Consider the following 24,698-nt stretch of genomic DNA (forward strand, 5'->3'; position numbering starts at 1 on the left):
CAGTCCGTATTTTGATAACTATTTAAGACACCAGTCGAAGAAATTGTCTACATCTGCTTTAAACTGAATCATAGATGGTTTATGGATATAGTACATATGTCCTGACTCATAAAAATAGTGCCGGATGTTTTTTTGCGCTTCCGGCCTCAGAAACATATGTGCTACATCATATTGTGCAGTAAAATAAGGTGTAGCAAAATCATAATATCCTGACCCAACATACACTTTCAAAGCAGGGTTTTTGGCCATTGCATCACGCAGGCTCTCAGCTACATTCAGGTATTGATTTTGTACATTATTGTAATTCCAAGGGTACACGCTTCCGAAAATATTATAAGGTTTGGTTTCCTTGAATTTCAATTCTTTCTGAAAATAGTCGTTCATCGCAGAAGTAAACGGACCGTCAATATTGGTGAATGAAGGATCATAGCTCACCAATTCACCGGCATCATCCAAATCTCTTCCCACAAATCTGGCATCCAAACGGCCTACTGTTAAGCCATCTCCCCTTCTTAATTCTTTATAAAATCTATTCTCCTCTACCCGAAGATTTGCACGAAGACAATATTCCTTACTTAACCCAGTATAATAGCTCATCTTCTGGGCAATACGGTCTTTATCTGCATCAGAAAGCCATGCACCTTTGATCAAAGCAGTAGCATACTCGCCCAAAGCAAATGTCTCACTTTCTTTCAAAGCCTTTTTCAAATCAGCCTGCAACTCAGGCGCCAATTTTTTATGATACCAGGCGGCAGCAGTATACGATGGGATATACAAAGCACGTGGCAAATCATTACCTACATAATAATCATTGGTTCCGAAATTGAGTACGGGTGAAATCAGGAAAATACCATTGATATAAATACGGTAACTGTCTTGCAAAAACTTAGATAAACCAGCTGCTCTTGTAGTACCATAACTTTCTCCAGCCAGAAATTTGGGTGAGCCCCAACGCTCATATCTAGATAAAAAATGACGGATAAAACTACCTACAGACTGTATATCCTCTACATAGCCATGGAATTGCTTGGGACTTTCTCCATTAGCCGCTCGACTAAAGCCTGTTGAAACTGGATCAATAAATACCAAATCAGACTTATCCAGCCAGGAAAATTCATTACTAATCACTTCATAAGGAGGTGCTGTGGCCGTACCATCGTCTTTTAAATAAACCCTTCTTGGCCCCAGAGCGCCCATATGCAGCCATACGGAAGATGAACCTGGCCCACCATTGAACGTAAAAGTGACAGGTCTTTTGGCATCCGACTCCCCTTCTTTTCTGTAGTAGGTAAAAAATACTTTTGCCAGCAATTTGCCTGTATCATTTTCTAAATCCAGGTAGCCCGTATGCGCTGTATAATCAATCTTTTTACCGGCAATGGTAACACTGCCTTTGGTTATGGTGGTTTGAACGCCTGCAATGGGCATTTCAGCCGCTGGAACGGCTACAACTGTGTTTTTTTGAGCGCCAAGGAATAGGCTGTTTACAGAAAACAGAAGGAAAAGGTACTTTTTCATATTGGGCATTAAGGATGCCTAAGTTACTAAAGCCAAAGTCAAAAAACCAGCTGTTCTTTTTGAGGCAATTTCAACTAATTTCGTGCACCAGTTTATGAAGAAGCTAGAATTGGAAATCGTGGCCCTTAGCCATAGTATCACACAAACGCATTCCTACGCGGTGGTTCTGGGAGAAGTAGATGGTCTGAGAAGACTACCTATCGTAATTGGCGGCTTTGAAGCGCAAGCTATTGCTGTTGCACTAGAGCGGATGCAGCCCAGCAGACCCCTTACCCATGATCTGATGAAGAACTTCATGAACGCGTTCAATGTTGAATTAACGGAAATCATCATCAGCGATCTTCAGGAAGGTATTTTCTACTCCAAGCTGGTTTGTGTTAGTGAGCATGATACCGTAGAAATCGACAGCCGTACCAGTGATGCACTTGCCCTGGCTGTTAGATTTGGCTGCCCAATTTATACCTACGAGCATATTTTGGAAAGTGCCGGCATCTTAATGGAAGACGGCAATACCGGTAAAAAGAAAAAAGAGGCTTTCGGTGATGTTGAGGAACCCTCAGCAGCCAGTGCTTCCAATGAAGATCTACACAGCATGAGTCTGGAAGATTTACAGCAGTTGCTGAATGATGTACTAGAGCAGGAAGACTATATCCGCGCCATCGCGATTCGCGATGAGATCAATAAGCGTAAATAACCCCAACCATGGTGGTTTTCCCCAATGCTAAAATCAATCTTGGCCTGAATATTCTCAGGAAAAGAGCTGATGGGTTTCATGATCTCTCTACCGTTTTCTATCCTATTCCCTTGCATGATGTATTGGAGATAGTTCCCCTTGAGAACAGCAACGCTGAGGAAACTGTAGCATTACACAGCTCAGGACTTGCAGTTGCGGGAAATACTTCTGACAATATTTGCGTCAAAGCTTACCACTTACTGAAGGCGGAGTTTCCTGAATTACCTGCTGTAGCAATACACCTGCATAAAACCATCCCTATGGGTGCAGGTATGGGTGGCGGCAGTGCCGATGGTGCAAATACACTGCGTTTACTCAATGAGCTTTTTCAATTGAAACTTAATCAAGACCAGCTTATTCAATATGCTTTGCAATTAGGTTCTGACTGTCCCTTCTTCATCCTCAACCAGCCAGCACATGGCAAAGGAAGAGGCGAAGACTTACAACCCGTTACACTTGATCTGAGTAATAATCGCTTAGCTGTTGTAAACCCCGGTATACATGTACCAACAGGATGGGCTTTTCAACAAATCAAACCAGGCATACCAATACATGATTGTGCTGCTGTTATACAGGATTCTCCTAACACCTGGCGTGGCCGACTCATTAATGATTTTGAAGCACCCATAGCCGCACATTATCCCGAAATTGGCAATATCATCCAGCAATTGTATGATCAGGGTGCAGTCTATGCTGCCATGTCGGGCAGCGGCAGTACTGTATTTGGTTTATTTAGCCTGGACAATACCCCACATTTTCAGTGGCCACAACATTATTTCTACAAGCTGCTGAGTTTAGACAAACTTTCATAAGTTCGGCAGATGAATGCCCTGAAATCCTTGCTGAAAGCTATTTATAGCCTCTATGCTGGCATCATCTTCGCATGCCTCACTATTTTGAATGTAGTACCCATTGTATTTGTAGCAATTGCTTTTGGAAAAATCAAGGGTGGTAACCTGGTTTATTTTTTTTGTAAATGGTGGGCACAAATATGGTTTTGGCTGATCGGTATAAGACATGAAGAGATTTATGAAGCGCCACATGATCGCTCTAAGCACTACATTTTTGTGGCCAACCATATTTCTTATATGGACATACCCCCAATTGTTATTGCGATCAAACAACCCTATCGGGTATTGGGTAAATACGAGATGGTTAAAGTGCCCGTCTTTGGTTTGATTTATCGCGCTGCAGTTGTATTGGTAGATCGGAGAAGTCCGGAAAAACGTGCCCGAAGTGTACGCGCATTGAAATCTGCATTGAACAACAATATTTCTATTTTTCTTTTTCCTGAAGGCACATTCAATTTAACAGAACAGCCCTTAAAAGATTTCTATGATGGAGCATTCCGTATAGCGATAGAAACTGAGACGCCTATCAAACCTATTTTGTTTGTCGATACACTTGAACGTATGCATTACAGCAGTGTATTTGCCATGACACCGGGAAAATGCAGAACAGTGTTTCTGGATGAAATTTCGGTTAAAGGCTATACGATGCAAGACATTGGCTTATTAAAAGACAAAGTATATGCTGCAATGGATGCCGGTTTACGCAGATACCGGAAATATCCTGATGCCTAAGCCGTATTTTTGGGCAAATAGCTGTTTTGTACGCTGAAGTCATCATACCACTCGCCTTACCTAAGAATTATACATGGGCTGTTCCAACACACTTGCAGCAGTTGGTGCAGCCGGGCGTTCGTGTAGAAGTAGTCTTAGGCAAGCAGAAAAAGTATGCAGGCATTGTTAAGAAAATCATCCACCAGGCACCGGAACGCTTTAAACCTAAAGAGATTATACAAGTGCTGGATAGTAGCCCAATTGTACACCAGCAGCAGTTACAGTTCTGGGAATGGATAGCAGGATATTATCTCTGCAGCGAGGGTGAGGTGATGCAGGCGGCAGTACCTGCCAACCTGAAACTATCCAGTGAAAGCATTTTGGTTTGGAATGAAGGGGGTAATTATACTACGGATCAACTTACTGATGAAGAATACATCGTAACAGAAGCACTCGAATTAAAACGTGAACTCAAACTAAGTGAGGTACAGCATCTGCTTGATGCCACACATGTGTATCCTGTGATCAAGCGATTAATAGAGAAAGACGTTTGTTATGTTTGGGAGGAATTGAAAGAACGATACAAACCGAAGAAAGAAAAATATGTCTTATTGCAAGATGCTTATAAAGACGAGTCAAAACTGGAAGAGCTGCTGAATAATTGGAGCAGGGCACCCAAACAAATGGAATTGTTGCTTGCGTATTTACACCTGCACCAAACTCAACAGGAAGTAACACAAGCTGACTTATTGAAAAAGGCCAATGCAAACAGTGCACAATTAAAAGGACTTATCGATAAGCAGGTCTTGAAAGTAGTGAGTAGAAATATTGACCGATTACAAAGATCAACTGCAGACATCAATCTCAATTACACACTCTCTCCGGCACAGGAGCAAGCAAAGCAGGAAATAAACAATTGCTTTCAAACCAAGGATGTTTGCTTATTGCATGGCATCACCGGCAGCGGTAAAACACAAATCTATATTCAGCTGATAGAAGCTCAGATAAAGCAAGGAAATCAGGTATTGTTTATGCTACCTGAAATTGCTTTAACTGCACAAATCATTAGACGACTGGAAGCCCACTTCGGCGGGCATATCGGCATCTATCATTCTAAGTTCAACGATAACGAGCGGGTTGAAATCTGGCAGAAAGTATGCAACAATGAACTCAAAGTTGTGCTGGGCGCTCGATCTGCAGCACTCCTTCCCTTCAGTAAACTTGGGCTTGTCATCATTGATGAAGAACATGATCCTTCTTTTAAACAACAAGATCCTGCACCTAGATATCAGGCGAGAGATGCCGCTATTTTTCTTGCCAATCTCTTCAAAGCCAAAGTACTATTAGGTAGTGGCACACCTTCTATTGAAAGCAGGTTTAATGCTGAACAGCAGAAATACGGTTATGTGACACTCACAGAAAGATATGGCTCAGGCGAATTGCCGTCAATTGAACTGGTTGATATGAAGCCATACCTAAAAGGCAAAGCAGGCACTGTCTTGATTAGTCCGATACTGGAAGAAAAAATTGCCACAACACTTGCACAACATAAACAAGTCATCCTTTTTCAAAACAGAAGAGGCTATGCACCTTATTTAATTTGTCAGACCTGCGGCTGGATACCGCAATGTGAACATTGTGATGTAACACTCACCTACCATAAAGCAAAGCATAAACTGGCTTGTCATTACTGCGGTACTACGTATCCGCCGATACAAACCTGTGTAGCTTGCGGTAGCCATCATTTTGCACAACGCAATTTTGGTACAGAAAAAATTGAAGAAGCAGTATTGGAATTGTTTCCGGAAGCACGCGTAGCGAGAATGGATCATGATACGGTTAAGGGGAAACATGATCATGATACGATTATCCGACAATTTGAGGATCAGAAAATTGACATCCTGATTGGTACACAAATGGTGGTGAAAGGCTTAGACTTTGCCCATGTGAATCTGGTAGGAATAATTGATGCAGACGGTTTATTGAGCTTTACAGATTTTCGGGTGAATGAACGTGGGTTTCATTTGATGGAACAAGTGAGTGGACGTGCAGGCAGAAAAGATGCAGACGGACGAGTCTTGATTCAGGCCAGCAATCTGCAACATCCTGTATTAAAAGCTGTTCAGGAGCATGCATATGACACCATGTACCAAACTGAGTTGCAGAGTCGTCAACATTTTTTCTATCCGCCTTTCTCAAGATTGATCAGAATAACATTTAAAAATAAACACGAGCATATTGCAGAAGAAGCAGCACATCATTTCTGTAATGGCCTGCATACTTATCTGGGTAAATATCTGAGCGGACCATCACAACCGGTGGTGAATCGTATTCGTAACCAGTATATTTGGGAAGTACTACTAAAAATACCGAAGGATACGCAGTTTTTACAACAGAGCAAAGTAATGATACAGCAACAAATGTTGATACTGTCACAACATAAGGTATATAGAAGCGTGCATATTATTCCTGATATAGATCCGCAGTAGTTATGTTACAAGAGAATATTGCTTTGCTGCCCTATAATAGTTTCCGCATAGCGGCACATGCCAGATATTTTGCATCATTCCAAAGCATCAGTCAAATGGAAGAATTGCTTGCTGATAAGCGTGTAGCTTCAAGCAATCAGTTATTGATTCTTGGTGGTGGCAGTAATATTCTTTTTACTAAAGATGTAGATGGCGCAGTTTTAAAGAATGAACTCACAGGAATTGAATGTATTCGTGAGGATGAACACCACTTGTATATTCGTGCCAATGCCGGTACTAATTGGCACGCTTTTGTAAGTTGGTGTGTAGAGCGAAACTATGCTGGCTTAGAAAACTTAAGTTTAATACCGGGCAATGTAGGCGCAGCACCGATGCAGAATATTGGCGCTTACGGCGTAGAAGTAAAAGAGCTAATCACAGAAGTAAGTGCCTACCACATTCTGGAAAAGCGCATACAAAACTTCAGTAATGCAGACTGTGCATTTGGTTATCGGGAAAGTGTTTTCAAAAGAGCACTCAAAGGGCAATACATCATTTTATCAGTTACATTTCGCTTAAATAAAATACCCAAACTCAATACCAGCTATGGTGCAATTGAGCAGGAATTATCTGCTTCAGGTATTCAGCAACCAACAATACAAGATATCGCTGCAGCCGTTATTCGTATTAGACAAAGTAAACTGCCAGATCCTGCACAAATTGGTAACGCTGGGAGTTTTTTCAAGAACCCGGTAATTGAGCAAGAAATGTATCAGCAATTGCTTGATAAATTTCCGAAGATACCCGCTTACCCTGCAGAAAATGGTCAAGTAAAAATTGCTGCCGGATGGTTAATTGAACAATGCGGTTGGAAAGGCTACAGAAAGCTTGATGCAGGCTGCCATAGCAAACAAGCATTGGTACTCGTCAATTATGGTTCTGCAAGTGGTAAAGAGATTTATGCGCTATCTGAAGTTATTATTGCATCTGTACAAGAGAAGTTTGGTATCGAATTGGAGAGAGAAGTGAATATTCTTTAAGTAATAGTTTCTTCGATTAATTGCAATAAAAAAGCGGATGAAATTCATCCGCTTTTTTTATCGAAGTGCTTTTATTTAACCTTTGATCTTGAAGGCAACTCTTCTGTTCTGAGTACGGCCAGCAGCTGTTTTGTTATCAGCAACTGGTTGTTCAGAACCGTAACCTACAGCAGACAGACGCTCTTTAGGTGTACCCAGTTTAACCAGATAGTTTACAACTGACTGTGCACGCTTCTGAGACAGTACTTTGTTGTTAGCAGCCTTACCTACGTTATCAGTATGACCTTCAACTACAACATCGAAGCCTGTGTTTGCTTTCAGGTAATCATTTACTTTCTTCAGTTCTTTCAGGGCGATTGGCAGCAATACTGCACTACCTGTCTTGAACTGGATATTGTTCAACTTAATGCTAGCCTCGATCTTAGGACAACCGAAGTTATCTTTATCGCCAGGTACTTTTGGACACTTGTCTTCTTCATCATTTACACCATCACCATCAGTATCAGGAATTGGACAACCCTGGTAACGAGCTACACCTGGAACAGTTGGACACTTATCTTCTTCATCATTGATACCATCCTTATCAGTATCAGGAATTGGACAACCTTGATACTTAGCCAGACCTTTTACAGTTGGACACTTATCATTCTCATCATTGATGCCATCACCATCAGTATCAGGGATTGGACAACCATCGTACTTAGCAACACCAGGTACACTTGGACACTTATCCTTCTCATCAATGATACCATCCTTATCTGTATCAGCAGGAGGAGGTGGAGGAGGTGGTGGAGGTGGTGGTGCTGGAGCAACTACAGGCTTAGGATCTGTAATTGGAGAAGCAAAACCAATCACGTAATTGAAATGATAGTTAGCAAGACTTGAAACACGCAGATGATATCTCCACTGAGTGGTCAGATAAGCATCTTCGCTTAATTTAAATTGTAAGCCAGTACCTACTGGTGCGTACGCAGCGAAATAAGTTCCGCCGTACATAGAAGCACCCAAACCAGCAGAAACGAAAGGAACAACAAAGTAGTTGTCGGTAAGCAGCTTAACGTTTACGTTCGCATCAGCTTCCAACAAAAATCTGTCCCTGCCATTTGATCTAACACCAGCGCTGGACAAGAAAGGGTAATCTAAGAAAGAACCACCCAGATTCGCCATGAAATCAACATGGTCAGTCAGACCCTGCTGATAAGTAACCTGCAGACCAGGTGTCATATTTCTAACCTTTTCCCACTGCTTATTTTGAATAACAGATGAAAGAGAGGTTGAGGCAATACGCTCAGGAGTAATAAAATCTTTCAACATAAAGTTGATACCCAGAGTTGGCCTCTTTTTGTGGCTGGTTGTTTGCGCAATACCACTTGCAGCGAATGCACCCACTACAAATAGCAAAATGAGTTTCTTCATATTCAGGTTTTTAAAAGTTGTACAAAAATAATGGCTGGGCGGCATTTAACGAAAATTAAGATATGTTTATATTCTTAATTAGCTGTTTCCGTTGGCTTTTCGGTGATTTCTACCCTTACCCTTGCCAATCCCTTGCTAAGGATGCCGATTTTAGACGCCGCGGTTCGGGTTAGGTCTACTACCCTGCCTTTTTTCTTCATATTCTTATGCATCCGATCATTGATACGAACAACAACCGTTGCACCATTTTTCAGATTGGTTACTTTAACCCAGGTGTTTAATGCAAAATGGTTGCTGGCTGCAGTCATTCCTGCATGCTTGAAGCGTTCTCCTGTGGCAGTCTTCCTGCCTTCAAATTTTTTACTGTAAAAACTAGCTGTACCGGTTACAGATTTTGGCTTTGGCGCCAAAGTCGTATCGCTCGCAAGTATTTGATTTCCAATTGCTAAAAATAAAAACGCACATATACTAATCCACTTTTTCATCTTTGGTTAAATTTAAGGATTCATGACCAGCAATTCCCTCAAAGCCGCCCTTTTTTGTTCCTTCCTACTCCTGGGGATCGCTGGATGCACCCCTTTGCCAAAAGTCGTGCCACAAAAGCCTACTACCATTGCATCTCTCTCAGAAATACGTCAAATCATCAGCGCAGACAGCAATCAGGCATTGCTATCACTTAAAAGCAGGCTACCCAATCTTATAACTGATTGGAAATACGCCAGTTACAACAATTTCACGCATCAAATTCTCTATCAACACCCTGAAGCATATCTACGCAGACAACCCGCGTTAGCATTACAGAAAGTGAATAAAGAATTGAATACCATTGGATTAGGTATTATACTCTATGATGCCTACAGACCCTACAAAGTGACCAGAAAAATGTGGGCTATCGTTCCCGATGAGCGTTATGCTGCTAATCCTGCTAAGGGTAGCGGCCATAATCGCGGGGCAGCTGTCGACCTCACCCTCTACGATCTGCAAACAGGTAAAGCGCTCAATATGGGTACGGATTTCGATCATTTCAGTGATACCGCCCACCACGACTTCACTTCGCTACCAGAACAAGTGCTGAAAAATCGCCAGTTATTGAAACAAACGATGATGAAACATGGATTCCTGCCACTTAGTACTGAATGGTGGCATTATAGTTGGCCTGATGCTGCTAAAAACTTTGCATTGATGGATCTAAGTTTCAAGCAACTGAAAAAACTTTCCCGCTAGCGGAACTTCGCTGTTTTTTCAATGGAGGTAACAGGACCATCTTTTCGAATTTGTATTTGTAGCTGACTGATCCACTCCTCGCAACCAATTGCCAGCATATGTTCTTGCACTTGGTGAATCACATCCATCACTTCAGCATAACTACCTTCTAAGACTGTTCCAAAAGCCGTGACCTCGTACTGAATGCCTGAACGTTGAATCACTGCAATGGCCTCATCCACCCAGGTATAAGCATGCTTACTGAGTGAAACAGGAATCAACTGTATACTCGCACTAATGATATGATGGTGCATGACTACTGGACGTTTTGAATCGCAATTACTGCATCCAGATTGATGTTTCCAAATACATGCGGAAATAACTCATTCACTGAAGGTGCAAGTTCAAATTTCAATTCACTTTTCAGTAAATCAGGATCAATCACCAGCTTAACTAAATTGGACACACCTTGATAATATCTTTCTAAAACACCAGCTACTTGATCAGCTGTACTGCAATGAATAAACCCTTCTATCTCTAAAGAAGCAGCCGCATAAAAACCTTTAGCAACTGCATCATCCCATGCTTGTTGTGTAGTTACATGATAAATCAAATCAGCCATGCCAAACCCTTTTTATTTTTTGTTCCATTAATAATAAATCTACAAGCACACAAGCTGTAACCGCTTCCAACACCACAGGCACACGCAAAGCAATACACAGATCATGTCTGCCTTTTACTGAAAGTGTATCCTGCGTATCTGTTTCCCAGTTATAGGTCGTTTGTTCTTTGGGTGTAGAAGAAGTTGGCTTCACCACTACCCGAAAAACCAATTCATTGCCATTGGTAATGCCCCCAACAATGCCACCTGCATAATTGGTCTTTGTTGCTCCTGTTCCATCAAGAATTGCATCATTGTGTTCGCTTCCAAACATATTCGCGGCAGCAAAACCTGCACCATATTCAATGCCTTTAATGGCAGGAATGGCAAAGACTGCATGACTAATCAAAGACTCCACAGAATCAAAAAATGGCTCACCCAATCCGGCTGGTAAGCCAGTAACACGACACTCAACAATTCCACCTACGGAATCTTTCGCATCAATCGCTTTCTGTAATCCTTTGTCCGGATCTGTTTCGCCAGCTATGGAGAGTATTGATGCTTGTACAGAAATTCCTTGTATTATTTTTTTAGCAAGTACGCCGGCACCTACTAAACAAACAGTGAGTCTTCCACTGAAATGCCCGCCTCCTCTGTAATCTTCAAAACCACCAAACTTCTGATGCGCTACAAAATCTGCATGACCAGGACGCGGAATCGCCCTTTGCTTTTCATAATCACCGGAACGAGTATTCTTATTTTCAAACAACATGGTCAATGGAGCACCAGTAGTGATATCATTAAACACACCTGATTGAAAGATTGGCATATCCGATTCCTGCCTTGGTGTAGTACCTTTTTGCACCCCACCTTTTCTGCGCTCAATATCTATGATAAAATCATCACTGCGCAAGGATATACCTGCTGGCACACCATCAATGGTAATGCCAACTGCAGGACCATGTGATTCGCCAAATATGCTGAGTCGGAATAAGCGACCGAATGTATTCATACAAATGACTGTCTTGTAAACTTATGAATTGTTTGTTGCATCTACCATAACATGCGCACCTAAGTGCTGTAAGTGGTCATAAAAATCAGGATAAGATTTATTGATTGCTTCTGCATCATCAATACTTGTTTCACCTTCAGCTTTCAAAGCAGCAACTGCACATGCCATGGCAATGCGATGATCATGCCTTGAATGCACGGCTGCACCTTGCAAAGGTTTACCTCCTTCAATAATCATCAAATCATCCTGCAACTTGATAACAGCCCCCATTTTGCCAAATTCCTCTTGCAGCGTTAAACCGCGATTACTTTCCTTATGTGCTAAGCGCGATACCCCTTGTATCACAGAAGTACCTTGACAATACACAGCCAATGCTACCAATGGGGGAAACAAATCCGGACAATCTGTTGCGTCAAACTGAAATGCTTGTAATTCACTTGGACGAACAGTAATTTGTCCCTCTTCGATACTCATGCGCACACCAGCATCCATCAATGCATGTAAAATGGCTTTATCTGCTTGTGTAGAAAAAGGATCCAACCCCTTTACTATGGTCTCACCTGCCAAAGCCCCTGCCACCAGCAAGAAAGCCCCACCACTCCAATCGCCCTCCACTGTATAGGTTGCAGGCTGAATGATACTCTTACTGCCATGAAAATGAAACTGCTCATGATCGTTATGCGTAACATTCGAACCAAAAGCCGACAAAACATGTAGGGTTAAATCAATATATGGTTTGCTCTTCAGCTCTTTCACTGTGATGGTAACACCATCAGCGCCTGCACCAGCATAAGCCATGATGAGACCAGTCAAAAACTGCGAACTTAAAGAACCATCTACCTCAATATTTTTCGGCTGCAAGGGACCTTTTACCACCAAGGGTAATTTTCCTGCATTTGACTGCACATCCACCTGCAACTGTGGTAAGATGGCATCAAAAAAATCCATGGGTCTTGTAATGAGACTGCCCTCACCTGTGATCCTAATTGCCTGATCATACAATGCAATCAAGGGCGTGAACATACGAATGCCCAAACCACTTTCACCGCAATGCACAACGGTTTCTTTTGGTACAATTCCATTTGACTGAATTTGCAAACTGCCATCTGTAGCTCTTACGATTGTAGCACCCAATCTTTGAATAGTATCAATAGCTGCCAGATCGTCTTTACTCTTGCCGGGATTCTTTAATACACTCACACCTTTAGCCAATAAAGCAGCTGCACATGCACGCTGCATGGCACTTTTAGAAGCCGGCGCAACAATAACGCCGCCTATATTTCCTGGTTGAATATGAACCCTCATTTGATAGCTTGAATCATTTCCGCCAATTCGGTTAAAGCAATGGGTTGAATAACCGCTTTTCCAACCTTTTGTAATAATACATACTGCATACTAGTATGATTACGCTTCTTATCATGCTTCAATACATCAAAGACTTTTTGGGCATCAAAAGCAGCGTAAGTAGGCAATCCGTATTGTGTTAATAATGCAGTAAGCTTATCGGTTTGTTTAAACTTGGTATATTTTTCTGAGAAATGTGCGGCATATGTCATGCCAATAGCCACAGCTTCACCATGCGATAATTCATATTGATTTTCTAATGCATGGCCCAACGTGTGACCAAAATTCAACAACTTACGATCGCCCTGCTCAAATTCATCGCACTGCACCAGTTTGGATTTCAACACAGCATTGCGTGTAACCAACCAGTTCATCGCTGCTTTATTGTTGCGTAATTTCTTAGGTGTTTGCGCTTCCAGCCATTTGAACATGGGCGCATCCAGAATAGCTGCATGTTTGATGATCTCCGTAAAGCCATCACGAAAAACTGAATCAGGTAAAGTCTTTAACAGACTCGTATCAAATAAAATAAATTCAGGCTGACGAATGGTACCAACCAGATTTTTATACACCCCTACGTCTACGCCATTCTTACCGCCGATAGATGCATCAACCATGGCCAATAACGTAGTTGGTACAAAGCCAAAACGAATGCCACGCATATAGATTGCAGCGATATAACCTGTTAAGTCGGAAATAACACCACCACCTATACCCACTAGCATAGTCTTGCGATCCGCTTCCATCTCAATCAATGTATCAATCACCGCATCAACGGTTTGCTGTAATTTATACTCCTCGCCTGCTTTGAGCACGATGGTTTTCCAGCCCTTCCACTTTTTCCCATGTGCTGCGTGTACATGCTCATCGGTGATGATGATGGTATGCGCAGGATCACAGAATTGCTTTAGCTGTTTACTATCGGCATCAAAATAGTAGGCTACCCGCTTGTCTGAAAATTGAAATTGTTTTTGTTGCATGCTTAGTCGTTCATGATTCTGTTCTGGTGGTTGATACTTTCCAAATGCACCGCATCCAGGTACTTAGTAACAAACTCTTTGCTCAAGCCCAACACATCACCTTTCTTATACGCGCGCTCCAAAATCTCATTCCAACGATTGGTTTGCAGAATGGTGATATTGTTGTCCTTCTTATACTGACCAATCTTCTCTGCAATCTTCATTCTTTGTCCCAACAATTGCATCAATTCATCATCCAAATGATTGATCTGCTGACGCAACTTCTCCAATGCAGCATGAAATGCTTCTGAATCCACATCATCTTTTCTCCAAACAATTTCCTCCAGCATTTCAGCCAAACGCTCCGGCGTAATCTGCTGTTTTGCATCACTCCAAGCATTATCCGGATCAATATGCGATTCAATCATCAATCCATCAAAATCAAGGTTAATGGCTTTCTGCGATACATCTAACAGAATATCTCTTCTACCTGAAATATGGGATGGATCATTGATCATGATCATGCCGGGATTACGACGTTTCATCTCAATCGCTAAGTGCCACATAGGCGCATTACGGTATTCTGTATTACCATAAGAGCTGAAACCGCGATGGATTAAACCGATTGTCTTGATACCTGCTTTGGCAATACGTTCTACTGCACCTGTCCACAATTCCAAATCCGGATTAATTGGGTTCTTAATTAGGACAGGTACATCTACACCACGTAATGCATCAGCAACTTCTTGCACTGAAAAAGGATTCACCGTTGTTCTTGCACCAACCCACAACACATCTACATCAAAATTCAGCGCGTCTTCAACTTGCTTACCAGTAGCCACTTCCACCGTTGTAGGCAAGTCGGTAATTTTCTTTGCTTGTAATAACCAAGGTAAACCCTTTACACCTACCCCTTCAAAACTACCGGGACGTGTTCTGGGTTTCCAGATACCTGCACGCAGCATATCAATTTTACCTGTGTTAGCTAATCGTTGCGCAGTTGCCAATAATTGTTCTTCTGTTTCTGCACTGCAGGGACCCGATATAATAATGGGCGCTTTGGATAAAATGGCTTGTACTTTTTCTTTCATGGTTGCGGTTGCTTGCATATAAAGATATTTGATTGTATGATGATGTTTAATTTCTGTTCAGGACTTTACGAATGGTATTGGCTTGTTCCATCAATTCGCGCAGATAATCATAGTTCTCTTTTTCCAGACAGGCTTTGAATTTGCGCAGCTGTGAAATATGTTCATTTAAAACATCCAATACATTTTCCCTGTTCTGCATCAGAATAGGCACCCACATAGCGGGGTTACTCTTTGCCAGACGTACCGTACTCTCAAAACCACCACTCGCCAATTCAAAAATGGCATCTTCTTCTTTTTCTTTCTCCAATACAGTATTGGCCAATGCAAATGAAGTGATGTGCGAGATATGACTAATATAAGCCACATGCACATCGTGTGCTGCTGCTGTCATATACAAAATATGCATCTGCAATTGCTGATAGATTTGTTCAACCAAGGCTACAGCATCTGCATCACTTGCTTCTTTATTACAAATCACTGTTGCTTTACCGCTGAACGCACCTTTCACCGCTGCATCAGGGCCACTGAACTCTGTGCCCCACATGGGGTGCGTAGCAACAAAACGACCAGCATTATCGCAAACCGCTGCCAATGCACAGATGGGTTCTTTGGTAGAGCCAACATCCATAACAACTTGCTGCTGATTAGCTGCCTGTAATACTTGTGGCAATATTTCATTCATCGCATCAACAGGCACTGCCATCACCACCAGCTTTGCTGCTTGTACTGCTTCTTTTAATGGAAGTATCCCATCAACCAATTGCAATTCCAATGCACGTGCCGCATGCGCTTCGCTGGCGTCAACACCTATAATCGTATCTGCCAAGCCATGTGCTTTTAATGCTATGGCCATTGAGCCGCCTATCAAACCTGTACCAATAATCGCCGCTGTCATAATTGTTGTATTCTTTCAATCGCTTGTTCAAATAAGGTAACACTGCCGCAAAGACTGATGCGGATATATTGTTCACCCGCTTTACCAAAAATGCCGCCTGGTGTAATAAATACATTCGCACCATACAGGATTTTGTCGCTCAAACTATATCCACTCACTTCACCTTCCGGTATTGATGCCCAAACAAACATACCCACCTGATCTTTGCTGTAGCGACATTTCAATAAGTCGAGCAATTCAAATACTTTTTCCCTTCTTGCTGCATAAATAGCATTTACTTCATCATACCATGATTTATCCAAACTCAATGCTTTTGCTGCAGCCAACTGCACTGGCAAAAACATACCACTGTCCATATTACTTTTAAAGCGTAAGACTTCATTGATTCTTTCTTTAGCCGCACACAACATACCTACACGCCAGCCAGCCATATTTTTACTCTTACTGAGTGAGTTCAACTCAAGTACCACATCTTTTGCACCATCTACAGCCAGCAAACTGGTTGGTTGTTCATTCAAGATGAAACTGTAGGGATTATCATGGCAGATTAGGATATGGTGTTTTCTACCAAATGCCACCAACTCTTCAAACTTACTGGTATCAGGTACTTGTCCGGTAGGCATATGCGGATAATTCACCCACATCAATTTCACCTTTCGTAAATCCATCTCTTCAAGTAAAGCAAAATCAGGAAACCAACCGTGTGCTTCACTCAGGTGATAAGGCACAGGTTCACCACCTGCTAACTTCACAGCACTGCTATAAGTAGGATAACCCGGATCGGGAATCAATGCCTGATCGCCATCATTCAAGTAAGTCATGCAGATATGCATAATACCTTCTTTGCTACCAATCAATGGCAGCACTTCTGTATCTGGATTTAAAGAAACATTATACCAACGCTGATACCAATCGGTTACAGCTTTGCGCAATACAGGTGAACCTTTGTATGATTGATAAGCATGTGTATTAGGCTTGGCACTCTCCTCTTGCAAAACGCGAATCACATCCGGGTGTGGTGGTAAATCGGGACTACCAATACCCAAATTAATGATCTGCTTTCCTTGCTGGTTCAATAGTTCGATTTCTCTCAACTTTTGTGAGAAATAGTATTCACCAATACCATCTAATCGCTTTGCTGTACTAATCTGTATACTCATCCTTTGATGCGTTTTCCTTTTTTATACATACCAAATACCCGAAGATTATTGGTTGCTGATTCTAATGATTCCATTACTGCTTCAAACTGTGCAACTTCCTGAAACTCCATATCAGCATAAAAACCATATTTAAAGTTGCTACCTGGTATGGGCATGCTTTGCAGCTTGCTCAGATTGATTCCACCTTCTGCTATGATGCCCAAGACTTTTGCCAGTATACCTTTGGTATGATTGGTTTGAAAATACACGGATGCCTTATCTGCGTTTTGTGGAATAACTGCTTCTTTCTCTCTTCGTAACACCAAGAATCTAGTGATATTGTTTTTCTGCGTTTGAATATCGGGCGCCAGCACTTTCAGTCCATATAATTCAGCAGCCAATTTACTAGCGATTGCCGCGGTAGTTTTACTTCGATGTTGGTGCAGGTGTTTCGCACTAAGCGCAGTATCTTCTGTTTCTACCAGTTTGAATGCATGCTTCCCTAAAAAATCCAAACACTGTAGTAAGGCCATAGGGTGACTATGCACTTCTTTGATATCAGCGAGCTTCACACCAGGGTTCACCAAGAGGTTCTGACTGATGTGCAGGTATAATTCACCCACCACTTTCAGTTTATTCTGATGTAAAAGATGATAGTTGGGCAGAATACTACCGGCTAAAGAATTTTCAATAGCCATCAAACCAAAGTCAGTGGCTTTCTTATCTAGTGCGAGTTTCACCACTTCTCGAAAAGTGGCGCATGGTAACACTTCCACATCTTTTCCAAACAGATGCCGTGCTGCCACCTGATGGAAACTGCCTTCATAACCCTGTATCGAGACTTTTATCGCCATAAAATAAAAATCCCGGCTTTAGGCCGGGATCGTATGCTTTTTAGTTTGAGTTTAGATTGTAGCAAGCACCACCCGGCCATTTCTGTTGAAATAGAAAAAAAAGTAACCAAAATAAAACCAGCTATGACGGATGAATTGCTGCATGATGAACCAAATATAGCCAACCAATTGAATGAATGGAAATAATTTTTGTCGAATAACACTAACCAGCGTTAGTATAAAACGAAAAAAGCCCTTCCGTGGAAACGGAACGGCCTCTAACGATTGCTTGCCATATGAAAATATTTAGTCACACTGTTCCCGGCCTTTCGGCGCCCTTAGGCAGCAAGCAGGAACCCCTTACGCACTGTACCGAGAAATTACTTCTTGGTAGTATCAGCAGCGGCAGCAGCTGAATCAACAGCAGGAGCAGCAGAGTCAACAGCAGGAGCTACAGTTGAATCAACAGCAACGGCAGGAGAATCAGTTTTAGCTTCAGTGCTTTCGCCACTGTTACAAGCTACGAAACCGGCGATAGCCAGTAAGGCAAGTACTTTTTTCATTTTGATGAGCTTTTGTTGTGAGTGAATTTTGATATTAATACGGGAATCGACAGAAGGTAACCCGGCTTATACAGAAATTTTGAAAAATTTTTTTTCGGCCTATCTTGGGTTACTTTTCCACCCCGAACCGTATTAATAGGCAGAAAGTGAAAGCCGATACTAACGAACAATTATTGCTGAAAGGACTGGCTAGCAACGACTCAAGAGCTATTGAGACCATTTATAAGGACAACTTTAACATGGTACAAGCTTTCATTCTCAATAACAACGGTTCTTATGACGACGCCAGGGATATTTTTCAGGAGGCAATGATTACGCTATATGAAAAAGCACAAAGCGAATCATTTGTATTAACCTGTCAAATTAAAACCTATGTATATTCCGTATGCAGGCGACTCTGGCTTAAACGATTACAGCAGACTGGACGCTATTCAAACACGTTGGACAATCTGGATGAGACTGTTCCGGTGGAAGAAGACTTGGAGATTCATGAGAAACGTAATGCCGAGTTCGCTATCATGGACCGGGCGCTAAACAGCCTGGGCGAACCCTGCAAAAGCCTGCTGGAGGCCTTTTACCTGCAAAAGCAGGATATGCAGCGAATAGCTGCAGCCTTCGGCTACACCAACGCAGATAATGCGAAGAACCAGAAATACAAATGCCTGATGCGTTTGAAAAAACTGTTTTTCGCACAATATAATATCGGGGAGTAAGTGATTATGGAAGACATTTTATTATTAGAAACCATCGAAAAATACCTCAGCGGTCAGATGAGCGCAGAGGAAAAGCGTTGGTTTGAAGATCTGCGTAAAAAAACACCTGAGATAGATCAGATGGTGGTGGAGCATAATATGTTTCTGCACCAGATGGACTTTTATGCCGACCGTACTGCATTGAAGCATAACCTACAGCATGCGCATCAACAATTGTTGAATAAAGGTGATATCAATGAAGGTGGCACCCTTTCAGCCAAAGGCCGAGTAATCCAGCTTTGGAACAAATACCGCCGTGTAACTGCGATTGCCGCTTCCGTTGGTGGTGGTATTGCTCTACTGATCAGCGGTTTGGTAGCTTATTTCGCTCCCGTTAACCATTCTCAAATACAGCAGCTGAGCCGCGATATCGCGGTGATCAAACGCAATCAACAATATCAGGGTAACCTGATCAATGAAGTAAAAGGTAAAATCCCTGCCGATGCTAAAATGGTCGGTGGCGGTACCGGCTTCCTGATTGATCCTAAAGGTTATCTGGTTACCAATGCCCACGTGGTTCGTGGTACTTCTGCCGTTGTGGTAAATAGCAAGGGCGATGAATTCAAAGCAGTGATTGCTTATACAGACGCAGAGAAAGATATTGCCATCCTCAAAATTGATGATGCTGATTTCAAAGCCTTCCGCTCACTACCCTATGGTATTCGTAAGCAAACAGCAGATCTTGGTGAAGAAATCTTTACACTCGGTTACCCCAGAAATGAAATCTCTTATAACCTCGGTTACCTGAGTGCCAGAACCGGCTTTAATGGCGACAGCGTAAGTTTCCAGTTGCAAATGAGCGCCAACCCCGGTAGTTCAGGCGCGCCTGTGCTGAACAAAAATGGTGAGGTAGTTGGTATCCTGAGTACCAGACAAGCTACTGCTGAAGGTGTTGCTTTTGCTGTAAAGAGTAAGAATATTTACCAGCTGATTGATGCACTGAAAAAAGATGATACCGCTTTTCAGAAAGTACGCGTAGCTACGCACAGCTCTTTAAAGGGTATGAACAGAACCAACCAGGTGAAAGAAATGGAAGACTATGTATTCCTGGTGAAAGCTTTCAATAAGAACTAATTTCTTTAGACCAGATAAACAAAAGGCGCATCAATGATGCGCCTTTTGTTTTTTTATGGATGATGCTATAACCAAAGATTATTGGGGTATTCACCGGAACCAACCAATTGATTGATACTGGCCTGAACACCTGGCGCATCTTCCTTATAGGTTACACCAAACCACTGTGAAGTGGTAGGAACTACTTTTACTTTACCAAGCTGATGATTAATGAAATAATTCACCACAAAAGGAATAAAGAACTCAGCCTTAGGGTCTTTGAAGTTACGCTTCAGGAAAGCCTGAAACTGCTCCTCACACAAAGCAAGAATATTGGGATGAAAACAGAAGAAATTCATGCTCACTGCACTATCTGCAGAAACAGGATAAATACCTGACTCATCTTCATACACCACTTCACCTTCTTCGTTGCGGTAAATCTTGGTACGCTCATGAATGGATTCCAGCAATTGGTCTGCACTCACCTCACATACACCTCTACTCACGCTACCATTTTCACTCAAAGTATTTTTCAGGTAGTAGCCAATGATGCTATATAATTGCTCATTGCATTCATTATTGAGAAAATTTGCAGCTTTTGCAAATGCATCACGACCATAAAAATCATCCGCGTTGATCACTGCAAATGGCTCATTCACTTTACCCTTGCAACAAAGCAATGCATGACCGGTTCCCCAGGGCTTTACCCTTGTTTCTGGAATTGCCCAACCTTCCGTGAATTTGTCCAGACTCTGAAATACATAATCAATCTGAATCTTATCGCTGAATTTTGGCTCGATTGCTTGTTTAAAACTTTCTGCAAAGTCTTCGCGGATAATGAAGACCACTTTACCGAATCCGGCACGTATGGCATCATAAATGGAATACTCCATAATGGTTTCTCCGCTTGGCCCAAAAGATTGGGTTTGCTTCATACTGCCGTAGCGACTGGCCATACCAGCAGCCAGAATCACCAGTGTTGGTTTCGTTGTTTGACTCATCTTTGCCTCCCGATTCGGCAAATATAGGATGCAGCATCAATTGGCAGACCATATCAGGATTAATACATGCTTAAGTCTCTCTAAAAGAGGCGTTTATACAGATGTTTTGCGCCTGGACGAACTACATCCGGTTATCAGTGGCAATAAATGGTTCAAATTGCGCTACTATCTGGAAGCGGCTAAACAGCATGGATGCAGGGAAATCATCACTTTCGGCGGCCCCTATTCCAACCACATTGCGGCTACGGCACTTGCTTGTAAAATAGCAGGCTTATCTGCATCTGGTTTTATACGCAGTTATCAACCCCTTGAAACCCCAACCCTCACATCGGCCTCAGCACTAGGTATGCAATTCAGCTTTCAGGAACCAAGATCCTATGATGCCCTGAAATCCAATTTTCAGCCAACGCCAAATCAGTACCTGATTCCAGAAGGCGGCTATGGTGCTTTGGGTGTAAAAGGCGCTGTAAGCATTTGGCAACATATTCCTCAGGACTCATACACGCATATCATTTGTATGGTTGGTTCGGGCACAACGCTGGCGGGATTAATAAACGGTGCACCTGAAAAAACTCAGGTCATTGGTATCAGCAGCATGAAAAACAATACCAGTTTGCAACAAGAAATCGCTGCATTATTGCCTGCTGAATTAGATACACGCATACAGTTAATCCATGAGTATCATTTTGGCGGATATGCCAAGCATACACCTGAGTTGATCGCATTTATGACAGACTTATGGAATAAAGATCAGCTACCATCAGATATTGTCTATACTGGTAAACTGTTTTATGCCGTGCATGATCTAATACTAAAAGCTTATTTCCCACCACAATCCAAACTACTGCTGATACATACTGGCGGCTTACAAGGAAATGCCTCTCTGCCTGCAGGCGCACTCCCTTTCTGAAACTGTATATTTGGGTATGCAGATCCGCTATTGCCTTATTTGCTTTTTATTGATCTCTTTCAGTACTTGGGGACAAGAGACCCTGCCTGATTTTACTTTGGAAACAGTACCGGCAAAAGGGTATCGTATCAGCTGGCAAAACCCTTTCGGCAAAAACTTGAAACAACTGAGTGTTCAAAGAGCTGTTGGCAATAAAACAGGATTTGCTACTATCTTCTCTACTAACTCGCCCCAATTACCGGAAAACGGATTTATTGATCGCCCGCCCGGACTGTTCAAGAAGTATTACTACCGCATCTTTTACGTGTTGAATGGAGATCAGTATTTTTTTACCACACCCAAAGCTGCTTTACAGCAATTATTTGAGCCGGATAAAAAAGGAATGATTCATATATGGATGAAGGGCAAACTGATCAGAACATTACCCTTTCATCATTTTAAAAGCTGGAAGGATTCTGTATCGCGCAATCCAAGGTTAGAAATATTGGCAAAAGGGCCTGGCGAAATTGAATTGCTGCAGGAAACAGAAAATGGCGTCAACAATGCTAGTGGTAAGATTAGTATTAATGCGGATGGCCATGTTGAAATCAGGCTAGGCAGTGCTGTCATGGATTATCAATATCGCTTACTATTCAAAGACAATAAGGGATTGATCATCCTTCAACTTGATAATATCAATTCCCCAATATTGATTGTAGAAAAAACAAATTTCATGCAAGCAGGTAGTTATTACTACGAGCTGTATGAGAATATGCATTTAATAGAGAAAAACAGCATCACAATCCGCTGATATGACATTGAAAAACGGCTTGAAAATGTGTCAGCACTTTCTGCTTTACTTCTTCCATGGGTACTGTATGACCCAATTCTTTCTCTAAAGAAGTTACCGCCTTATCCTGAATACCACAGGGAACGATATAATCGAAATAGCGCAAATCAGTATTGATATTGAATGCAAAACCATGCATGGTAATCCACCTGCTGCACTTGATACCCATGGCGCAGATTTTTCTTTCCTTTCCTTTGATATCCGGATCCAACCAAACACCTGTTTCACCACTACTACGCGCACCCTTCAATCCATAATCTGCCATGGTTAGAATGATCACTTCTTCCAAACTACGCAGGTACCAGCCTAAATCCGTTTTGAATTTATCCAAATCAAGAATGGGATAGCCCACCAATTGTTCCGGACCATGAAATGTGATATCACCACCACGATTGATATGAAAATACTCAATGCCCCTTTCTGCTCTCTCCGCTTCGCTGATCAGTACATGTTCTTCTTTACCACTTTTACCCAAGGTGTACACTGGCGAATGCTCTACAAAAAGTAAATGATGCTGGGTATCAACCTGTTTTACATCGCTTTGGGGCGATATAAATGCAGCCTGCTTCAGGTCAACATTCTGCTTCAGTAATAGCTCCTGATAATCCCAGACTTCTTTATAAGATTTGTGGCCTAAATCCTGAAAAATCACTTCCTGCATGCTGCAAATGTACACTCTGCAACAATGCACTTACTTTTGCGCCATGCTGGACGAAGAGAAAGACGGGCTTTTGGAAGAATCGCCCGATGAACTATACGAACGAAAGACCTTTAAAGTAGATAAGGGTCAGGAGCCGCTACGCATCGACAAATGGGTACAGATGCGCATGGAAGGTGCTACCCGTAACAAGATTCAACAAGGTATTGATGCTGGTTTTCTGACCGTAAACGGAAAAATTGTTAAGAGCAATTATAAGGTTCGTCCGGGCGATGAGATTTTACTGATGAGCCTCATCAATCCGGAGCATACCGAAGTAAGGCCCGAGCAGATGAACTTGAATATCGTGTATGAAGATGCCGATATCATGGTGATCAATAAGCCACCGAATATGGTGGTGCATCCGGGTGTGGGCAATTATACAGGGACCCTCCTGAATGGTGTGGCCTGGCATTTACTGCAACAAAATCCGAACCTGGATGAAGAATCCCTACCACGTTATGGCTTGGTGCACAGAATTGATAAGAACACTACCGGATTAATAGTATTAGCCAAAACAGCTGATGCGGCTGCTCACTTAGCCAAACAGTTTTTCAACCATACGGTGAACCGAAAATATGCTGCACTGGTTTGGGGTAATGTGGAAGAAGATCAGGGTACCATCAACGCGCATATTGCACGGCACCACCAGTTCAGAAAAATGTTTGCAGCTTATCCGGAAGGTGAAACGGGTAAGCATGCCATTACCCATTACTCCGTTATTGAAAGATTCCATTACGTGAGTCTGGTAGAATGTGTCTTAGAAACAGGCCGTACCCACCAGATTCGTGTACACATGAAACATATTGGCCACACATTATTTAACGACTGGGAATATGGTGGCGACCGCATCCTGAAAGGCACTGTCTATACTAAATACAAACAATTCGTGGACAATTGCTTTGCAATCTGTCCCAGATGTGCTTTGCACGCCAGAACACTAGGCTTTATCCATCCACGTACCAAAGAGCCCATGCATTTTGAAGCACCACTGCCCGAGGATATGCAGGGCGTTATTGATAAATGGCGTAGATATTTCGCGCACAAAGGTGGTAGCGAGGAATAAGCTCACCTATATT

At 42.3% G+C, this 24,698-nt stretch carries 26 protein-coding genes; 11 read left to right on the forward strand and 15 right to left on the reverse strand.

The features are described 5' to 3' along the window. Positions 1-18: 18 nt before the first annotated feature. Complete coding sequence (locus J0L83_06120) at positions 19-1,518, reverse strand: carboxypeptidase (GenBank protein ID MBN8664124.1); 1,500 nt, start codon at positions 1,516-1,518, stop codon at positions 19-21. Between the two features lie 94 nt (positions 1,519-1,612). Between J0L83_06120 and J0L83_06125 the strand changes: the two genes are divergently transcribed. Genes J0L83_06125 through murB form a run of 5 tightly spaced genes read left to right on the forward strand, consistent with a single transcriptional unit; the run spans position 1,613 to position 7,321 of the window. Beyond that, complete coding sequence (locus tag J0L83_06125; GenBank protein MBN8664125.1) at positions 1,613-2,212, forward strand: bifunctional nuclease family protein; 600 nt, start codon at positions 1,613-1,615, stop codon at positions 2,210-2,212. Between the two features lie 8 nt (positions 2,213-2,220). Beyond that, positions 2,221-3,063: a 4-(cytidine 5'-diphospho)-2-C-methyl-D-erythritol kinase gene (locus J0L83_06130; GenBank protein MBN8664126.1), complete on the forward strand. Its 843-nt coding sequence runs from the start codon at positions 2,221-2,223 to the stop codon at positions 3,061-3,063. Positions 3,064-3,072: 9 nt separating this feature from the next. Beyond that, complete coding sequence (locus J0L83_06135) at positions 3,073-3,834, forward strand: 1-acyl-sn-glycerol-3-phosphate acyltransferase (protein ID MBN8664127.1); 762 nt, start codon at positions 3,073-3,075, stop codon at positions 3,832-3,834. 5 nt (positions 3,835-3,839) lie between these two features. Beyond that, entirely contained in the window at positions 3,840-6,302 is a 2,463-nt protein-coding gene (priA, locus tag J0L83_06140) for a primosomal protein N' (GenBank protein ID MBN8664128.1), read from the forward strand. Positions 6,303-6,304: 2 nt separating this feature from the next. After that, the gene (gene murB, locus J0L83_06145; GenBank protein ID MBN8664129.1) at positions 6,305-7,321 is read left to right on the forward strand and encodes a UDP-N-acetylmuramate dehydrogenase; all 1,017 of its coding nucleotides are present in this window, start codon (positions 6,305-6,307) and stop codon (positions 7,319-7,321) included. A 75-nt stretch (positions 7,322-7,396) separates the two neighbouring features. Here the strand turns inward: murB and J0L83_06150 are convergent, their stop codons facing one another. Together J0L83_06150 and J0L83_06155 are read right to left on the reverse strand one after the other, a co-directional pair. Beyond that, complete coding sequence (locus tag J0L83_06150; protein MBN8664130.1) at positions 7,397-8,737, reverse strand: OmpA family protein; 1,341 nt, start codon at positions 8,735-8,737, stop codon at positions 7,397-7,399. 74 nt (positions 8,738-8,811) lie between these two features. Next, positions 8,812-9,222, reverse strand: a complete 411-nt coding sequence (locus tag J0L83_06155) for a septal ring lytic transglycosylase RlpA family protein (GenBank protein MBN8664131.1) — start codon at positions 9,220-9,222, stop codon at positions 8,812-8,814. A 106-nt stretch (positions 9,223-9,328) separates the two neighbouring features. Here J0L83_06155 and J0L83_06160 point away from each other — a divergent pair, with 106 nt between their 5' ends. After that, positions 9,329-9,961 carry a M15 family metallopeptidase gene (locus J0L83_06160; protein MBN8664132.1) on the forward strand — a complete coding sequence of 211 codons (633 nt, stop codon included), beginning with the start codon at positions 9,329-9,331 and terminating at the stop codon, positions 9,959-9,961. On the opposite strand, the gene J0L83_06165 is transcribed toward J0L83_06160, so the two are convergent. The 10 genes from J0L83_06165 to J0L83_06210 form a co-directional block, all read right to left on the reverse strand. Beyond that, positions 9,958-10,254, reverse strand: a complete 297-nt coding sequence (locus J0L83_06165; GenBank protein MBN8664133.1) for a thiamine-binding protein — start codon at positions 10,252-10,254, stop codon at positions 9,958-9,960. The two genes, J0L83_06160 and J0L83_06165, sit on opposite strands and share 4 nt — an antisense overlap. Positions 10,255-10,256: 2 nt before the next feature. Then, positions 10,257-10,562, reverse strand: a complete 306-nt coding sequence (locus J0L83_06170; GenBank protein MBN8664134.1) for a DUF952 domain-containing protein — start codon at positions 10,560-10,562, stop codon at positions 10,257-10,259. After that, on the reverse strand, positions 10,555-11,553 hold the full coding sequence (locus J0L83_06175; GenBank protein MBN8664135.1) for a chorismate synthase: 999 nt from the start codon (positions 11,551-11,553) through the stop codon (positions 10,555-10,557). The genes J0L83_06170 and J0L83_06175 overlap by 8 nt, the downstream gene beginning before the upstream one ends. 21 nt (positions 11,554-11,574) lie before the next feature. Further along, positions 11,575-12,858, reverse strand: a complete 1,284-nt coding sequence (aroA, locus tag J0L83_06180) for a 3-phosphoshikimate 1-carboxyvinyltransferase (protein MBN8664136.1) — start codon at positions 12,856-12,858, stop codon at positions 11,575-11,577. Further along, positions 12,855-13,877: a 3-dehydroquinate synthase gene (gene aroB, locus J0L83_06185; protein ID MBN8664137.1), complete on the reverse strand. Its 1,023-nt coding sequence runs from the start codon at positions 13,875-13,877 to the stop codon at positions 12,855-12,857. Before aroB ends, aroA begins: the two co-directional genes overlap by 4 nt. Before the next feature lie 2 nt (positions 13,878-13,879). After that, positions 13,880-14,947: a bifunctional 3-deoxy-7-phosphoheptulonate synthase/chorismate mutase type II gene (locus tag J0L83_06190; protein ID MBN8664138.1), complete on the reverse strand. Its 1,068-nt coding sequence runs from the start codon at positions 14,945-14,947 to the stop codon at positions 13,880-13,882. Positions 14,948-14,993: 46 nt separating this feature from the next. After that, positions 14,994-15,842, reverse strand: a complete 849-nt coding sequence (locus J0L83_06195; protein MBN8664139.1) for a prephenate dehydrogenase — start codon at positions 15,840-15,842, stop codon at positions 14,994-14,996. Beyond that, the gene (locus J0L83_06200) at positions 15,839-16,990 is read right to left on the reverse strand and encodes an aminotransferase class I/II-fold pyridoxal phosphate-dependent enzyme (GenBank protein ID MBN8664140.1); all 1,152 of its coding nucleotides are present in this window, start codon (positions 16,988-16,990) and stop codon (positions 15,839-15,841) included. The genes J0L83_06195 and J0L83_06200 overlap by 4 nt, the downstream gene beginning before the upstream one ends. 8 nt (positions 16,991-16,998) lie before the next feature. Further along, positions 16,999-17,835: a prephenate dehydratase gene (locus J0L83_06205; GenBank protein ID MBN8664141.1), complete on the reverse strand. Its 837-nt coding sequence runs from the start codon at positions 17,833-17,835 to the stop codon at positions 16,999-17,001. 359 nt (positions 17,836-18,194) lie between these two features. Continuing rightward, positions 18,195-18,377: a hypothetical protein gene (locus J0L83_06210; GenBank protein ID MBN8664142.1), complete on the reverse strand. Its 183-nt coding sequence runs from the start codon at positions 18,375-18,377 to the stop codon at positions 18,195-18,197. A gap of 146 nt (positions 18,378-18,523) precedes the next feature. On the opposite strand from J0L83_06210, the gene J0L83_06215 reads away from it, so the two are divergent. Further along, positions 18,524-19,090, forward strand: a complete 567-nt coding sequence (locus tag J0L83_06215; GenBank protein MBN8664143.1) for a sigma-70 family RNA polymerase sigma factor — start codon at positions 18,524-18,526, stop codon at positions 19,088-19,090. A gap of 6 nt (positions 19,091-19,096) precedes the next feature. Continuing rightward, positions 19,097-20,203 carry a trypsin-like peptidase domain-containing protein gene (locus J0L83_06220; GenBank protein ID MBN8664144.1) on the forward strand — a complete coding sequence of 369 codons (1,107 nt, stop codon included), beginning with the start codon at positions 19,097-19,099 and terminating at the stop codon, positions 20,201-20,203. A gap of 65 nt (positions 20,204-20,268) precedes the next feature. Here the strand turns inward: J0L83_06220 and J0L83_06225 are convergent, their stop codons facing one another. Beyond that, on the reverse strand, positions 20,269-21,183 hold the full coding sequence (locus J0L83_06225) for a nucleotidyltransferase (protein ID MBN8664145.1): 915 nt from the start codon (positions 21,181-21,183) through the stop codon (positions 20,269-20,271). Positions 21,184-21,211: 28 nt separating this feature from the next. Here J0L83_06225 and J0L83_06230 point away from each other — a divergent pair, with 28 nt between their 5' ends. Both J0L83_06230 and J0L83_06235 read left to right on the forward strand, forming a co-directional pair. Beyond that, positions 21,212-22,093 (forward strand): pyridoxal-phosphate dependent enzyme, encoded by an 882-nt coding sequence (locus J0L83_06230; protein MBN8664146.1) that lies wholly within the window; start codon positions 21,212-21,214, stop codon positions 22,091-22,093. Between the two features lie 16 nt (positions 22,094-22,109). Then, positions 22,110-22,883 carry a hypothetical protein gene (locus J0L83_06235; protein MBN8664147.1) on the forward strand — a complete coding sequence of 258 codons (774 nt, stop codon included), beginning with the start codon at positions 22,110-22,112 and terminating at the stop codon, positions 22,881-22,883. Here J0L83_06235 and lipB read toward each other — a convergent pair. Then, entirely contained in the window at positions 22,870-23,583 is a 714-nt protein-coding gene (gene lipB, locus J0L83_06240; GenBank protein MBN8664148.1) for a lipoyl(octanoyl) transferase LipB, read from the reverse strand. The genes J0L83_06235 and lipB overlap by 14 nt on opposite strands. 43 nt (positions 23,584-23,626) lie before the next feature. Between lipB and J0L83_06245 the strand changes: the two genes are divergently transcribed. After that, positions 23,627-24,685: an RluA family pseudouridine synthase gene (locus tag J0L83_06245; protein ID MBN8664149.1), complete on the forward strand. Its 1,059-nt coding sequence runs from the start codon at positions 23,627-23,629 to the stop codon at positions 24,683-24,685. The last annotated feature ends 13 nt before the right edge of the window (positions 24,686-24,698 follow it).

Source organism: Chitinophagales bacterium (assembly GCA_017303835.1).
GTDB lineage: Bacteria > Bacteroidota > Bacteroidia > Chitinophagales > Chitinophagaceae > JAFLBI01.